At 67.2% G+C, this 14,343-nt stretch carries 12 protein-coding genes; 10 read left to right on the top strand and 2 right to left on the bottom strand.

All coding sequences use genetic code 11. The annotated features are described in order from the left end of the window. Nucleotides 1-79 precede the first annotated feature (79 nt). The 9 genes from AC6H2I_RS13925 (at nucleotide 80) to AC6H2I_RS13885 (ending at nucleotide 9,616) form a co-directional block, all read left to right on the top strand. Nucleotides 80-1,936: a bifunctional enoyl-CoA hydratase/phosphate acetyltransferase gene (locus AC6H2I_RS13925; protein ID WP_497501253.1), complete on the top strand. Its 1,857-nt coding sequence runs from the start codon at nucleotides 80-82 to the stop codon at nucleotides 1,934-1,936. A 91-nt stretch (nucleotides 1,937-2,027) separates the two neighbouring features. Beyond that, on the top strand, nucleotides 2,028-2,834 hold the full coding sequence (gene fabI, locus AC6H2I_RS13920) for an enoyl-ACP reductase FabI (RefSeq protein ID WP_497501252.1): 807 nt from the start codon (nucleotides 2,028-2,030) through the stop codon (nucleotides 2,832-2,834). Nucleotides 2,835-3,429: 595 nt separating this feature from the next. Beyond that, a complete protein-coding gene (locus AC6H2I_RS13915) occupies nucleotides 3,430-4,209 on the top strand; it encodes a 3-hydroxybutyrate dehydrogenase (protein WP_497501251.1) in 780 nt (259 codons plus the stop codon). Nucleotides 4,210-4,308: 99 nt separating this feature from the next. Beyond that, nucleotides 4,309-5,706 carry a GntP family permease gene (locus AC6H2I_RS13910; protein WP_497501250.1) on the top strand — a complete coding sequence of 466 codons (1,398 nt, stop codon included), beginning with the start codon at nucleotides 4,309-4,311 and terminating at the stop codon, nucleotides 5,704-5,706. A gap of 36 nt (nucleotides 5,707-5,742) precedes the next feature. Then, nucleotides 5,743-6,681 carry a beta-keto acid cleavage family enzyme gene (locus tag AC6H2I_RS13905; RefSeq protein ID WP_497501249.1) on the top strand — a complete coding sequence of 313 codons (939 nt, stop codon included), beginning with the start codon at nucleotides 5,743-5,745 and terminating at the stop codon, nucleotides 6,679-6,681. A gap of 134 nt (nucleotides 6,682-6,815) precedes the next feature. Continuing rightward, complete coding sequence (locus AC6H2I_RS13900) at nucleotides 6,816-7,478, top strand: CoA transferase subunit A (protein ID WP_497501248.1); 663 nt, start codon at nucleotides 6,816-6,818, stop codon at nucleotides 7,476-7,478. Further along, on the top strand, nucleotides 7,471-8,124 hold the full coding sequence (locus tag AC6H2I_RS13895; protein ID WP_497501247.1) for a 3-oxoacid CoA-transferase subunit B: 654 nt from the start codon (nucleotides 7,471-7,473) through the stop codon (nucleotides 8,122-8,124). The genes AC6H2I_RS13900 and AC6H2I_RS13895 overlap by 8 nt, the downstream gene beginning before the upstream one ends. Nucleotides 8,125-8,169: 45 nt before the next feature. Beyond that, the gene (locus tag AC6H2I_RS13890) at nucleotides 8,170-8,427 is read left to right on the top strand and encodes a hypothetical protein (RefSeq protein WP_497501246.1); all 258 of its coding nucleotides are present in this window, start codon (nucleotides 8,170-8,172) and stop codon (nucleotides 8,425-8,427) included. 13 nt (nucleotides 8,428-8,440) lie between these two features. Beyond that, a complete protein-coding gene (locus AC6H2I_RS13885; protein ID WP_497501245.1) occupies nucleotides 8,441-9,616 on the top strand; it encodes an acetyl-CoA C-acetyltransferase in 1,176 nt (391 codons plus the stop codon). A 123-nt stretch (nucleotides 9,617-9,739) separates the two neighbouring features. On the opposite strand, the gene AC6H2I_RS13880 is transcribed toward AC6H2I_RS13885, so the two are convergent. Then, nucleotides 9,740-11,164 (bottom strand): sigma-54 interaction domain-containing protein, encoded by a 1,425-nt coding sequence (locus AC6H2I_RS13880; protein ID WP_497501244.1) that lies wholly within the window; start codon nucleotides 11,162-11,164, stop codon nucleotides 9,740-9,742. A gap of 314 nt (nucleotides 11,165-11,478) precedes the next feature. On the opposite strand from AC6H2I_RS13880, the gene AC6H2I_RS13875 reads away from it, so the two are divergent. Beyond that, on the top strand, nucleotides 11,479-11,670 hold the full coding sequence (locus AC6H2I_RS13875) for a hypothetical protein (RefSeq protein WP_497501243.1): 192 nt from the start codon (nucleotides 11,479-11,481) through the stop codon (nucleotides 11,668-11,670). Between the two features lie 283 nt (nucleotides 11,671-11,953). Here the strand turns inward: AC6H2I_RS13875 and AC6H2I_RS13870 are convergent, their stop codons facing one another. Next, nucleotides 11,954-13,702, bottom strand: coding sequence for a methyl-accepting chemotaxis protein (locus AC6H2I_RS13870; protein ID WP_497501242.1), 1,749 nt, complete (start codon nucleotides 13,700-13,702; stop codon nucleotides 11,954-11,956). Nucleotides 13,703-14,343: the final 641 nt, after the last annotated feature.

Below are 14,343 nucleotides of genomic sequence, written 5' to 3'. Positions count from 1 at the left end.
GCCGTGGGGCGCCGTGACCGCGTGAGGCTCGGCGGCCGCGACACCCGCCAGACCCTCCAGACGCTCGAGGACGATGGGAATGAGGACCAGAAGCGCCCTTGGTTTCGGCAACGCCGGTGGCATCGGGCTGGCCGCCGTCCGTGACGCGGCCTGTCGCGGCCGTGTCGGCGTGCGCACCGGCGTCGGCGTCCCCGGGGAGACCGGCGGCAGGCACCTCGAGGTCGCGGCGAAAGGCGGCTTGGCCGTCATTCGCTCCGCCGCCACCCATGCCGTCCTGCTCTCGAAGGACGCCGGCTCCTCCACCGACGCCAGCGTCGCCGCGGTCGGCTGCCACACGGCCCGTGCGCGTCCAAGACGGCGCCCCCGGCGGGCGATCCGCTGCGCCGCCTTCGCGCACCCCGCACCCCCAGACGCGAGCACCGTCGGACGCGCCGCGAACGCGGCCATTCGGGGGGCCACCGTCACCACACCACCACACCGTCGCAGGCATCAGGAACCGACCACCATGGACACCCATTACCCCGACGCGGCGCTGCCCGCCCTCGGGTCGCCCGGCACCATCGAGAACGTCACCTACGACGAACTGCAACTGGGCCGCTCGGCGAGCCTGGAGCACACCGTCACCCGGCGCGACATCGCGGTCTTCGCCGCGGTCTCGGGCGATGTGAACCCCGCACATCTTGATGAGGAGTACGCCGACGCGTCCATGTTTCATGGGGTCATTGCCCATGGCATGCTGTCCGCAGGATTCATTTCGGCGGTCCTCGGAACCACCCTGCCGGGTCCGGGCACGATTTACCTGAGCCAGGACCTGCGCTTCTGCCGCCCGGTCAAGCCCGGCGATCAGATCACTGTGAGCGTCACGGTGGTGGCGAAGGACGACGAAAAGAAGCGCGTGACGCTCGATTGCCGCTGCGTGAACCAAGGCGGCAAGGACGTGGTCACCGGGAGGGCCGTCGTCATCGCGCCGGTCGAGAAGATCCTGCGCCAGCGCCAGCCCTTGCCGGAACTGCAGGTGTTCAGCCATTGCGGGCAAGAGGCGCTTCTCCTGCGCTGCCGCAACCTGCCGGCGGTCCGGACCGCGGTCGCCTATCCTTGTGACGTCGTTGCCTTGCGCGGCGCCCTGGAGGCCTATCGGCGTGCTCTGATCGTCCCGGTTCTGGTCGGTCCGCGGGCGACGATCGCCGCCATCGCCGCTCAGAACGGGCTCGACATCTCGGGCATCGAGATCGTCGAGGCCGGCAACGACCGGGCGGCGGCGGCCGCCGCCGTTTCGCTGGCCAGGGACGGACGGGTCGGCGCCGTGATGAAGGGAAGCCTTCACTCCGATGTCCTGCTTGCAGAAGTTGTTCGTCGTGACACCGGATTGCGCACCGGTCGCAAGATCAGCCATGTGTTCGTCATGCACCCGCAGGGGCGCGGGGCGCCGTTGCTGGTGACCGACGCGGTGGTCATGATGTTCCCGACTCTCGAAGACAAGGTCGACATCACGCAGAACGCCATCGATCTGGCCCATGCCCTGGGCATCGAGCGGCCGCGCGTCGCGGTGCTCTCGGCCGTCGAGACCGTCAGCCCGAAGATTCCCAGCACCCTCGATGCCGCCGCGCTCACGATCATGGCCGCCCGGGGCCAGATCAGTGGCGCCATCGTCGACGGGCCACTGGCCTTTGACAACGCCGTGGACCCGGATGCCGCACGCATCAAAGGGATCACGTCCGAGGTGGCCGGTTGCGCCGACATCCTCGTGGCGCCCAACTTCGAGGCCGGCAACATGATCGCCAAGGAACTGTCGAAGCTCGCCAGCGCCGACGGGGCCGGCATCGTGCTTGGTGCCAGCTGCCCGGTCATTCTGACATCGCGCGCCGACGACGAACGGTCCCGCGTGGCCTCGTGCGCCATTGCGGTGCTGCTCACCCACGCCAAGGGTCAGGGCTGACGCCGCCATCCTTCCTCTTTTCCTCGACCGGTCCGGTCGGCACACCCCCACCATTGAACAGGCTCTCTGCCGAGAGCGGGAGAACACGAAAATGCTCGACACTTCCATTTCGACGCTGCCCCAGACCCAGCCTCTGTTCAGCCTTGCCGGCAAGAAGATCCTGGTCGTCGGCATCGCCAACGAGAACTCGATCGCCTGGGGATGTGCGAAGGCGTACCGCGCCTTGGGTGCGGACCTCGCCATCACGTATCTGAACGACAAAGCGGAACGGTTCGTCCGTCCGCTCGCGGAGCAGCTCCAGGCGTCGATCATCGCGAAGGCCGACGTGACGCAGGATGGCGAACTCGAGGCCGTGTTCGACGCGATCGGCCGCACATGGGGCCGGTTGGATGGCCTGCTGCACTCGATCGCCTTCGCCCCGATGGCCGATCTGCACGGACGTGTCACCGATTGCTCCCGCGGGGGCTTCACTCTGGCCATGGACGTGTCGTGCCATTCGTTCATCCGCATGGCGAAGCTGGCCGAACCCCTGATGCCGAACGGCGGATCCCTCCAGACCCTCAGCTATCTCGGGGCCGACAAGGTGGTCGACAACTACAACCTCATGGGGCCGGTCAAGGCCGCCCTCGAGAGCGTGACCCGCTACCTCGCCGCCGAACTCGGCCCGAAGAACATTCGCGTCAACACGCTGTCGCCGGGACCGCTGATGACCCGGGCCGCGAGCGGCATCGGTCACTTCGACGAGCTGATCACCAAGGTCACGGAACGGGCGCCAACCCACCAGTTGACCACGATCGATGAGGTCGGGGCGTACTCGGCCTTTCTCATGACCGACCCGGCCCGCTCGGTGACCGGTGAACTTCACTACATCGACGGCGGCTACAACACCGTCGGTTGAGGCGGCGGGAGGAGACGGGCCCGGGTCCCGGGGCCCGTCTCCTCCAGACCTGCTCCCTTCCACCAGCAAGGGTCCGGCACTGCGCCGGCCGGGTGTCTTCCCCGGCCGGCGCGGTGCTGTTTGCGTTGGCCGCGTGGGTCGCGCCGCGGCGATCCGCCACGGGGTGGCGGCCGGAGTCCCCGTCCGGGCCGTCCGGCCGGTGTTCGTCCTGCGCCCGTCACGATCGCGAACATCCGGTGTCAAAAACTGGTGCACCGCGACGGCGCGGATTTGCTGGTTGGCACGCCGTCCGCCCCAGGCCGCTGTGCCGGATCGCCGACACACGGCGACCCGAGCGGCGACCTCCACCGCCTAAACGCCTTATTCCATAGGGGTTATCTCGTTTGGCGTGGTGCTTGCAAATGTGTGTCTGCGCACCGCGCACCGCACGCACCGAGGTGTTGGCGCGGCCATCGACCGCCGGTCCCTGCAGGACAGCGCCGTCGAAGACCATCCGTCCAGACCCGTGAACGCCGCAGGCATGGCGTCTCGTGCCCGCGCCGCGTCCCGATGCCGTGGCGCGCACCCGACTGTCAAACGCTCAAGGACAAAAATGATGAGGAACAGAAGCGCCCTTGTTACCGGGTCCACCAGCGGCATCGGTCTGGCGACCGCCCGTGAACTGGCCCGTCGTGGCTGCCACGTCATGATCAACGGCTTCGGCGAGCCCAGGGCGATCGACCGCCTGTGCGCCGAGATGGCGGAACAGAGCGGCACCACGGTCGTCTACTCCGGGGCCGATCTCAGCCGGCCGGCGGAGATCCGCGCCATGATGGCCCAGGCCGCCGAGGCCCTGGGACCCCTCGACATCGTGGTCAACAACGCCGGCACCCAGCACGTCGCGAGCGTGCAGGAATTCCCCGACGAGGCGTGGGACCTGCTGCTGGCGGTGAACCTGTCGGCAGCCTTCCACATCATCAAGGCCACGGTGCCGGCGATGATCGAGCGGAAGTGGGGCCGCATCGTCAACACCTCCTCGGTGCTGGGCATGGTGGGCGCGCCCCACAAGCCGGCCTACGTCGCCACCAAGCACGGACTCATCGGCCTGACCAAGTCGGTCGCCATCGAGGTGGCCGAGCACGGCATCACCTGCAACGCGGTCTGTCCCGGCACGGTGCTGACCGGCATCATCGAGAAGCAACTGGCCCAGCAGGCCCAGGTCACCGGTCTGTCGCAGGAGGAGGTCATGAAGACCGTGTTCCTGCAGAACATGCCGACGCGCAAGTTCATCCCTGCCGAACACCTGGCGGCCACCATCGCCTTCCTGTGCTCGGAAGAGGCGGGCTCGATCACCGGCGCCACCTTCGCCGTGGACGGCGGCTACACGGCCCATTGACGCGCCCCGCGTCGCCGCGCCGACCGACGGGTCCGCAGCCGGCCGGGCACCCCCACGGCCGACCGTGATCCGCCGTCCCACCACCGGTGGAGGTCAAACATGAGCTTCTTGGTCTGCATCCTCTCGCTCGCGTTCCTGATGTACGTGGCCTACCGCGGCTTCAGCGTCATCCTGTTCGCGCCGATCGCCGCGCTGGGCGCGGTGCTGCTCACCGATCCCGCCAACATCTTGCCGGTCTACAGCGGCCTGTTCATGAGCAAGATGGTGGTCTTCGTCGAGAACTACTTCCCGATCTTCCTGCTGGGCGCCGTCTTCGGCAAGCTCATCGAGATGTCAGGCTTCGCCCAGTCGATCGTCACGGCGGTGCTCCGCCTGATCGGCCGCGAGCGCACCATCCTGGCGATCTGCATCGTCTCGGCCCTGCTGACCTACGGCGGCGTGTCGCTGTTCGTCGTGGTGTTCGCGGTCTATCCGTTCGCCGCGGCGATGTTCCGGTCCTGCGACGTGCCGAAGAACCTGATCCCGGCCACCATCATCTTCGGTGGCGCCACCTTCACGATGGACGCCCTGCCCGGCACGCCGGCGATCCAGAACATCATCCCCACCACCTTCTTCCACACCACCATCTACGCCGCCCCGATCCTCGGGCTGATCGGCGCCTTCTTCATCTTTAGCAGCGGCTTCATCTATCTGGAGTGGTCACGCCGCCGCCTGATGGCCCGGGGCAAGGGCTACGCCGGCACCTGCGAGCTGCGCGAGGAGCCCGAGCCGGTATCCGACGAGAAGCTGGTGAACCCGTGGCTGGCCATCAGCCCGCTGGTTCTGGTCGGTGCGCTCAACCTGGTCTTCACCAAGATGCTGCCGGTCTGGTACCCGGCCGAGATCGCCGTGACCATGAACGCCATCACCAAGCCGTTCACGGTGAAGCTGGCCGGCGTCATCGGCATCTGGTCGGTGGAGATCTCGCTGGGCATCGCCTGCCTGTTCCTGGTCGCCGTGTCCTTCAAGACCCTGAAGGAGAAGTTCTCGGCGGGCAGCAAGATGGCGGTCGGCGGCGCCATGCTGGCGACCATGAACACGGCGACCGAGTACGGCTACGGCTCGGTGATCGCGGCCCTGCCCGGGTTCATCGTCATCCGCGACGCCCTGACCTCGATCCCCAACCCGCTGCTCAACGAAGCCATCACCATCAACGCGCTCGCCGGCATCGTCGGCTCGGCGTCGGGCGGCATGGGCATCGCCCTCGCGGCGATGGCCGACAGCTTCATCGCCACCGCCAACGCGGCCGGCATCCCTCTGGAAGTGCTGCACCGCGTCGCCTCCATGGCCAGTGGCGGCATGGACTCGCTGCCCCACAACGGTGCCGTGATCACCATCATGGCCGTCTGTGGCCTCAATCACAAAGAAGCCTACCCCTACATCTTCGGCATCGTCATCTGCAAGACCCTCGCAGCCTTTGGCGTGATCGGCGTCTATTACCTCACCGGCTGGGTCTGATCACGAAGACACATGCCTAACACGGAGAAAACGACTATGAGCAAGCTTGTCATCACGGCGGCCATCACGGGTGGAGTGCACGTGCCCAGCCTGTCGCCGTACTTCCCACACACGCCGCAGACGGTGATCGAACAGGCGGTGGGCGCCGCCAAGGCCGGCGCCGCGGTGGTCCACATCCACGCCCGCGATCCCAAGGACAGCCGGCCGAGCAGCGACGTCCAGGTGTTCGAGGACATCTGCAGCGCCATCCACCGGCAGTGCGACGTCGCCATCTGCGTCACCACCGGCGGCGGCCTGGGCATGACCCCGGAGGAACGGGTCAAGCCGGTGGGCATCCTGCGCCCGGAACTGGCGTCGCTGAACGCCGGCTCCATGAACTTCGCCATCCATCCCCTGGCCGCCAAGGTCAAGCAGCCGAAGTTCGACTGGGAGATCCCCTACCTGGAGTCGACCGAGGACCTGGTCTTCCCCAACACCTTCCGCAGCCTGAAGGTGTTCGCCGGCGCCATGTACGAGGCCGGGACACAGCCGGAGCTCGAGGTCTACGACGTCGGCATGATCAACAACATCCGCCATCTCATCGACACGGGGGTGCTGAAGACCCCGGTCTACATGCAGTTCGTGATGGGCATCCTCGGCGGCATCCCGGCCACCCCGGAGAACCTGCTCTTCCTGGTGGAGTCCGCCCGCAAGCTCATCGGCGAGAAGAACTTCGTGTGGTCCTGCTGCGCCGCCGGCAAGATGCAGATGCCGCTGCTGTGCCTGGCGATGACGCTGGGCGGCAACGTGCGGGTCGGCCTGGAAGACAACCTTTACATCGGCCCGGGCCGCCTCGCCCGCAGCAGCGCCGAGCAGGTGGAAAAGATCTCCCGCATCGCCAGGGAGCTGAACTTCGAGATCGCCTCCCCGGACGAGGCCCGGCAGACCCTCGGGCTCAAGGGCCGCGCCGCGGTCGGCTGGGCCGAGCGTCTCTGACCGGCTCCCATCCACCTCTCTGATCACGAGCAAAACGCAACGGCGGACGCCCGTGCTCCTGGCAGGACACGGGCGTGGCGCCCCTTTTCACCAGAAAACCGGGCTTCTCGAAGTCGCGGCAGAAAGGGTCGGCCATGAAAAAGGTGATTTTGCTGGAGGAGGCGGTCGAACGCATCCCCAGCGGTGCCGTGCTGATGATCGGCGGCTTCATGGGGGTGGGCTCGCCCCTGCGTCTGATCGACGAGCTGGTGCGCCAGCGCAAAGACCGGCTGACGGTGATCGCCAACGACACCGCGTGGCCCAACATCGCCATCGGCAAGCTGATCTGCGAGCGCCTGGTGGCCCGCGTCGTGGCCAGCCACATCGGCCTCAATCCCGAGACGCAGAAGCAGATGATCCAGGGCGACATCCAGGTGGAGCTGGTGCCCCAGGGCACGCTGGCCGAGCGCATCCGCGCCGGCGGCTTCGGGCTGGGCGGCGTGCTCACCCCCACCGGGGTCGGCACGGTGGTCGAGGAGGGCAAGCGCACCGTCGAGGTGGACGGCCGCACCTTCCTGCTGGAGACCCCGCTGAAGGCCGACGTGGCGCTGGTGGCGGCCAAGCGGGCCGACCACCTGGGCAATCTCGAATACGCGCTGACCGCGCGGAACTTCAACCCGGTGATGGCGATGGCGGCCGACACGGTGATCGCCGAGGCCGAGGACATCGTGCCGGTCGGAGTCATCCCGCCCGACGCCGTCGTCACCCCCAGCGTCGTGGTCGATCACCTCATCGCCAAGGAGCGTCGTCATGGATGAGAAAACCCTGATCGCCAAGCGCGTGGCGCTGGAACTGCGCGACGGCAACCTGGTCAACCTGGGCATCGGCCTGCCGACCCTGGTGGCGCGCCATCTGCCGGCCGGCGTGGACGTGCTGTTCCAGTCGGAGAACGGCGTCGTCGGCATGCAGGCGCTGCCGGAGGAAGGTCTGGCGGATGACGACCTGACCGACGCCGGCGGCAGCCCGATCGGCGCCGTCCCCGGGGCGGCCGCCTTCGACAGCGCCATGTCGTTCGGCCTGATCCGCGGCGGCCACCTGGACGTCACCGTGCTGGGTGGGCTTCAGGTCGACCAGGAGGGTCGGCTCGCCAACTGGATGGTGCCGGGCAAGATGGTGCCGGGCATGGGCGGGGCGATGGACCTGGTGTCCGGCGCCCGTCGGGTGATCGTCGCCATGACCCACACGGCCAAGGGGGCCCCGAAGATTCTCAAGCGGTGCCGCTTGCCGCTGACGTCCGTGCGCAGGGTCGACCTGATCGTCACCGAACTGGCGGTGATCGAACCGACCGCAGACGGGCTGCGGCTGCGCGAGACCGCGCCCGGCGTGTCCGTCGAAGAGGTGATCGCCGCCACCGACGCCGACCTCATCGTTCCCTCCAGCGTGCCGGTCATGCTCGTCGGCTGAGCGTCCGTTCATCGTCCGCGGAATCGCGATCTCAGGAGACTTTCCATGCCTTCCACTTCCACCCCGCATGTGGTGGTCGATGTTCCCGTGACGCTGAGGATCGAGGTCGACCTCGCGGGTCCGGTCTCGTCCGAAGCGTCGGCGCTGGCCCGCTCGGTGGCCCGCCGGGCCACGGAATACTTCGTCCATGCCGGCCAAGCGGAGATCCGCGCCTTCAACACGGTGAACGGCCTCCGCAATGGCAGCGTCGGCACCATCCGCAGCGTCACCAGCATTGTGCATGACGCCGGACACACCGGCTGAGGAGACCATGTTCATGGACGCTATCGTCATCGCAGGCGCCGCCCGCACCCCGATCGGCGCATTCAACGGTGCGCTGAGCTCCCTTCCGGCACACGCACTGGGCGAGGTGGTCATCCGCGAGGCCCTGGCCCGCGCCGGGACGGACCCGGCCGAGGTGACGGAGGTCATTCTCGGCCAGGTGCTGACCGCCGGCCAGGGCCAGAATCCGGCCCGCCAAGCGGCGGTGAACGCCGGAATCCCGGTGGAGAAGAGCGCCTTCGGCATCAATCTCGTCTGCGGCTCCGGGCTGCGAGCGGTGGCGCTGGGCTACCAGGCGATCCGTGAAGGCGACGCCGAGGTCATGGTGGTCGGCGGGCAAGAATGCATGAGCCTGTCGCCCCACGTCATGCACCTGCGCACCGGCACCAAGATGGGTTCGGCCGAACTGGTGGACACCATGATCAAGGATGGCCTGTGGGAAGCCTTCCACGGCTATCACATGGGCACCACGGCCGAGAACGTCGCCCGCGCCTGGAAGCTGACCCGGGAGGAGCAGGATGCGTTCGCCGCGGACTCCCAGCAGAAGGCCGAGGCCGCCATTGCGGGCGGCCGGTTCCGCGACGAGATCGCCCCGGTCACGGTCAAGGGGCGCAAGGGCACCGTGCTGGTCGACACCGACGAGCACCCCAAGTTCGGCACCAAGGTCGAGGCGCTGGCCACGCTGCGTCCCGCCTTCGCCAAGGACGGCACGGTGACGGCCGGCAACGCCTCCGGCATCAACGACGGCGCCGCGGCTCTGGTGCTGATGACGGCTGGGGATGCGGCGCGGCGCGGCGTCGACCCGCTGGCGCGCATCGCGTCCTGGGCCATCGCCGGCGTCGATCCGCAGATCATGGGCACGGGCCCCATCCCGGCCTCCCGCCTCGCCCTCCAGAAGGCTGGTTGGACCATCGACAGCCTCGACCTGATCGAGGCCAACGAAGCCTTCGCCGCTCAGGCCCTGGCGGTCAATCGGGAGCTGGGCTGGGATGCGGCCCGGGTGAACGTGAACGGCGGCGCGATTGCGCTGGGGCATCCCATCGGCGCGTCCGGGGCGCGGGTGCTGACGACGCTGCTGTTCGAGATGCGGCGTCGGGACGCCAAGCGCGGCCTGGCCACCCTGTGCATCGGTGGTGGGATGGGCATTGCCCTTTGCGTCCAGCGCGACTGACCGGTCGCCGCGGACTCGGTGTCCTCCCTCTCCCGCTTCGGGAGAGGGAGGACACCGGTCGTTTCCACCCCCGGACCTTCGGAGCGGGAGGCGATCGCGACCGGGGGCGTTCGACCCACAGGGTCACACCGGCGTGTCGAGAGGAATGCCGTGCTTGCGCAACTTCGCGTAGAGGTTGGTCCGCGACAGGCCGAGGCTCCGGGCGGCCTCGAGCTTGTTGCCTTTCGTTTCGTCGAGCGCGGCGAGGATGAGTGATCGCTCCAGTTCATCGATGGCCTCGGGGAGCGGCCGCCTCCCGCTCGATCGCGCGGGGACGACCGTGGCGTTCGGGAGGATGTCGATGAAGTCCTCCGCCGCGAGGTGCTCACCGTCGGTGCGCACGTATGCCTGCTCGATCACATTGGCGAGTTCGCGGATGTTGCCCGGCCAGTCGTAGGCGTGGAGCAGGTCGAGCGCCTCAGGCGCGAGATTACGCATGGGTTGGTCAAGGCTTGCCGCCGTTCTCTCCGAGAAGAGGGAGGCGAGGATCTCCAGGTCTTCCTTGCGGTCCCGCAGCGCTGGCAGGTGAAGCGGGAAGACGTTGAGCCGGTAGAAGAGGTCGGAGCGGAAGGTTCCGCTCTTGATCATCTCGGCAAGCGGTCGGCTGGTCGCAGCGATGATGCGGACATCGACCTTGACGATCTGGTTGGACCCGAGCGGCTCGACCTCGTGCTCCTGCAGCGCGCGGAGCAGCTTGGCCTGGAGCGACAGGGGCATGTCACCGATTTCGTCGAGGAACAGAGTGCCGCCATGGGCCAGCTGGAACTTGCCGGGGCGCGGATGGCGGCTGGCACCGGTGTAGGCGCCCGGCGCCACGCCGAAGCACTCGGCCTCCAGAAGGTTCTCCGGAATGGCCGCGACGTTGAAGCCGATAAAGGGGCGGTCGACGCGATCCGAGGCGGCGTGGATGGCGTGGGCCGCCAGTTCCTTGCCGGTTCCCGTCTCCCCCAGCAGCAGCACCGGCGAGTTGATCTGCCCGGCCTTGCGCACCAAGCGCTTCACCTGACGCATCGCCGCGCTGAAGCCCACGAGATTTTCCGCGGTGTACTTCGATGTTCGGGTGGCGGCGAGTTCCTGCTCCATGTGGACGAGGCGCGATTGCAGCTTCTTGAATCGATCGGCGATGGGGCGCAGGTAGGGGACGCTGTTCTTCAAGGCGAATGAAATGGCGCCGATCACTTCCCCCCGCTTGTTGCGCAGTGGCAGGCGGCTGACCAGCAGCGTGTGCTCGCCGTACTGCATGATGTCGAGGGGAAGCGAGCGCCCGGTTTCCACCACCTCGCGCATCCGGCTGTGCGGAATGAGTCGTTCGACCGGCTTGCCGACCGCGTCCTGGAACGACTGAAGCCCCAGCAACGCCCTCTGCTTTTCGCTGAACCAGACGTGCCGGTCGTTGAGCCAGACGATGCGCGCATCCTTGTCGATCAGGAGGGCGCCGTCGACCATTTCGTCGATCATTCCCAACAGAGCGCGAGCCGCATCAAATTGTTCGTTAACGTCCGTCAGCATGGCGCAACCTTTCGGTGCCTATTCGTCAGAACACTGGTCAGTATCCGTCAATATTCCTCACACGTCGATGGCGCAGATTTCTTTGGGCGCCATACAGTCCGGAGGGGCCCCTGTGCCGGATGTGGACACGCCCAGGGATGCGCCCCGGAAGACAGGGCATAACATATTGAAAAATATCAATTTACGTGCCTGGCGCGTTCCTTGCGTGTGGGGGCTGACGCGGCATGCATGGCATGCAGAACGGTGTTGCGGCAGCCGCGGGCCGTGGCGGCCGATCACTTGAGCGGCCGCGGACATGATAAGGATACCGCACGATGTTGACTTTCGAAGACTGTCTGGCGTTCAGCGACGTCGAACCGAATGACCTGTCGAACCTCCACGGGCTCGGAACCATTCCCGCGCTGCAGGCGGCCATTCTCAAGAGCGCGCGGGGACCGGAGCCGACCCCCGCCGCCGCGCTGCGGCCGATCGCCGGGGCCGCGCCGGAGCGCGGGCAGGCGTCCTAGGGAGCGGGCGGAGCGCGCCGCCCTGTCCGGCCGGGGCCGCGCTCGCTGCCGCTGCGCCGGCCGGATTCGAATGGCGGGCAACGTGGGCGAACTCGACGTGCGGCCCGGCTGATCCGGTCGCTCCACCCAAGCGACGGCGTTGGACCGGGTGGTGGTGGCCGTGCCACGCGCGGCCACCGCGGCCACCGCGGTGACCGTACCGTCCGCACCGCGCCAGCGGAGGGCAGGGGCGCATCCCGCCACGCGGCTGTCCCCGCACCTCCGCACGACCAGAGCGACGGAGTCAACCCGACGTGGCGACTGGATGGTGCTGCGTCGAGTCCGGGTCCCCGCGGTCGGACACCGCTCTGATGGTGGCGAGGAACCGGCTCACGTCGGCGCGCAACCCCTCCGCCCGATCGCCGAGACCCTCGGCAGAGGTCAGCACGAGGGCGGCGGCGCCGCCGGTCTCCGCTGCGGCCCGGTTCAGGCCGACGACGTTGCTCGACATCTCCTGGGTTCCGCGCGCCGCTTCCTGGACGTTGCACGCGATTTCCTGCGTCGCCGCGCCTTGCTCCTCGACCGCCGAAGCGATCGTCGTGGCGATCTGGTTGATCGTCCCGATGGTTGCGCCGATTCCCTTGATCGCCGCAACCGCTTCGCTGGTTGCGCGCTGCATCGCCGCCACCTGTGCGGCAATCTCTTCGGTCGCCACGGCGGTCTGGTTCGCGAGCGATTTGACCTCCGCGGCCACGACGGCGAACCCCCTGCCGGCTTCGCCCGCGCGCGCCGCCTCGATCGTCGCGTTCAAGGCGAGGAGATTGGTCTGGCTGGCGATGTCGCTGATCAGCTTGACGACGTCGCCGATCTTGTGTGCGGCGGCGGAGAGTCCTTGCACGGTTGTGTTGGTGTGTCCGGCCTCATCGACCGCCCGTCCGGCGATCCTGGCTGCTTCGTCGACCTGACGGCCGATTTCGGAGATCGAGGAGGAAAGCTCCTCGGTCGTCCCGGCGACGGTCTGCACGTTGGTCGACGCCTGCTCTGCCGCGGCCGCGACGGTGGTCGCCTGCGCGCTGGTTCCCCTCGCCGTCGCCGACATGCTCTGCGAGATCGCCCGCATCTCGGTGGATGCCGCCGCGAGCGCATCGAGCGAACCGCGCACGCCGGTCTCGAAATCGTCGGCCAGCTTGCTCAGCACAGCCTTTTTGTCGGCGTCCGCCCGACGCTTGGCCTGCTCCTGCTCGGCGCGGAGCCGTCCCGTTTCGATGAGGCTGTTCTTGAACACGACCACCGCGGCCGCCATGCCGCCGACCTCGTCGCGCCGCGCCGTGCCGGGGACGGCGGCCGCCAGATCACCTTTCGCGAGCCGATCCATCGCCGTCTTCAGCCTGCCGAGCGACCCCGTGATATCGCGGTTGATCAGCCATGCGGCCAGCAGCGTGACCGACAGGATGGTTCCACCGGCGGCGCCCATGTTCAAAAGGGACGCGGTGAACGACGCTTCCAGGTCGTCGATGTAGGCGCCGCCATAGACCGCCATGTTCCACGGCGAGAACTTGCCGACCGCGACGATCTTGCGAATCGGCTCGGCCTCGCCCGGCCTCGGGAACATGTAGCTCGCCATGCCTTCGTCGGAGGCCTGCACGGCCTCCATGACCAGCCGGGAGATGGGCCGCTTCGTCGCGGTGTCGACGGCCGACGGCTTTCCCTCCAACTGCGGGTTGACGCCGTGGATGAGCACCTCGCCGGTGCCCGCATCGATGACCGACAGATACCCGGTCCCACCATCGAAGCGGATGGCGTGAATGTTCCGCCGAAAGAGGTCGGCCGCCTCCTGCCGCGACATTTCGTTCGTGCCGACTCTCGTTTCGAGGCTGGTGGCGATCGAAATCGTGGACGCAACAATGGCGCGGAACTTGTCCATGCGGTCGTCCAGCATGCGCTTGTGCAGCGTCATGCCCCCGAGAGCGCCGATGGTGGCGACCGCGGCGATCGACAGGCCAAGCAGCAACGCAAGCTTGGTTCGAAGTCTAAGACAGGACAGAATATTCATGACACAAATCACCTTCCGCTTGGAGTAAGTGACGCGTATCTTATACGGCATATCGTTGGCGATTCAGTCATGGAATTGTTCACATCCTGCTGGATCGCCATTGATGCGACGGTTTGACGCATAAGTGTCGGAATTAGAAAGATAAATATTTGCCGATTCATGAATTGAATCGGAGGGAATGCCGCTTTTCGAATGTCGTGTTTGCGCGGTATCCGATATCGCGGCGGCGCGTCGCCAGCCATGCGGTTGTCCGAAGCGTTTGGTCGCATCGGGTGGAATCAAGACTCGATGGATTATTTGCGGGACGACGTCGTTCTTGTGCGCACGCGCGTCTGAGCACGACGCTGGCGGGCGGCCGAACGAACGTTCCTCGGGTTCTGTTCAAGGATCTTGCGGTTGGTGCCCCGGTGACGGGGACGGAGGTGTCTCAGCCTGATGAGACGTGGCGCCGGGGTCGTGTCCCGCTGAGTGGTGTAGCTCGCGCTTTGTCGGCGAGGTCTCCGGCTGATCTGGCCGGGTTGCTCATACGGCCACGGCGGGCAGCATGATGGCGGGATCATCGCCCAGTGGAGCGATGGTTTCCAGGGTCATGTAGCGGGCGCGCTGGACGGCCCATTCATCGTTTTGCTCGAGCAGGATGG

It is taken from the genome of Azospirillum sp. NS33 (assembly GCF_059703765.1).
This window is presented reverse-complemented; position numbering and strand designations above follow the sequence as displayed.

What these genes read in the sequence shown, in the direction of transcription:
- AC6H2I_RS13880 (WP_497501244.1), bottom strand. Translation starts at nt 11,164, where the DNA reads ATGCTGACGGACGTTAACGAACAATTTGATGCGGCTCGCGCTCTGTTG.
- AC6H2I_RS13885 (WP_497501245.1), top strand. Translation starts at nt 8,441, where the DNA reads ATGGACGCTATCGTCATCGCAGGCGCCGCCCGCACCCCGATCGGCGCA.
- AC6H2I_RS13870 (WP_497501242.1), bottom strand. Translation starts at nt 13,702, where the DNA reads ATGAATATTCTGTCCTGTCTTAGACTTCGAACCAAGCTTGCGTTGCTG.
- AC6H2I_RS13915 (WP_497501251.1), top strand. Translation starts at nt 3,430, where the DNA reads ATGAGGAACAGAAGCGCCCTTGTTACCGGGTCCACCAGCGGCATCGGT.
- AC6H2I_RS13910 (WP_497501250.1), top strand. Translation starts at nt 4,309, where the DNA reads ATGAGCTTCTTGGTCTGCATCCTCTCGCTCGCGTTCCTGATGTACGTG.
- AC6H2I_RS13890 (WP_497501246.1), top strand. Translation starts at nt 8,170, where the DNA reads ATGCCTTCCACTTCCACCCCGCATGTGGTGGTCGATGTTCCCGTGACG.
- AC6H2I_RS13895 (WP_497501247.1), top strand. Translation starts at nt 7,471, where the DNA reads ATGGATGAGAAAACCCTGATCGCCAAGCGCGTGGCGCTGGAACTGCGC.
- AC6H2I_RS13905 (WP_497501249.1), top strand. Translation starts at nt 5,743, where the DNA reads ATGAGCAAGCTTGTCATCACGGCGGCCATCACGGGTGGAGTGCACGTG.
- AC6H2I_RS13900 (WP_497501248.1), top strand. Translation starts at nt 6,816, where the DNA reads ATGAAAAAGGTGATTTTGCTGGAGGAGGCGGTCGAACGCATCCCCAGC.
- AC6H2I_RS13875 (WP_497501243.1), top strand. Translation starts at nt 11,479, where the DNA reads ATGTTGACTTTCGAAGACTGTCTGGCGTTCAGCGACGTCGAACCGAAT.
- AC6H2I_RS13925 (WP_497501253.1), top strand. Translation starts at nt 80, where the DNA reads ATGAGGACCAGAAGCGCCCTTGGTTTCGGCAACGCCGGTGGCATCGGG.
- fabI (WP_497501252.1), top strand. Translation starts at nt 2,028, where the DNA reads ATGCTCGACACTTCCATTTCGACGCTGCCCCAGACCCAGCCTCTGTTC.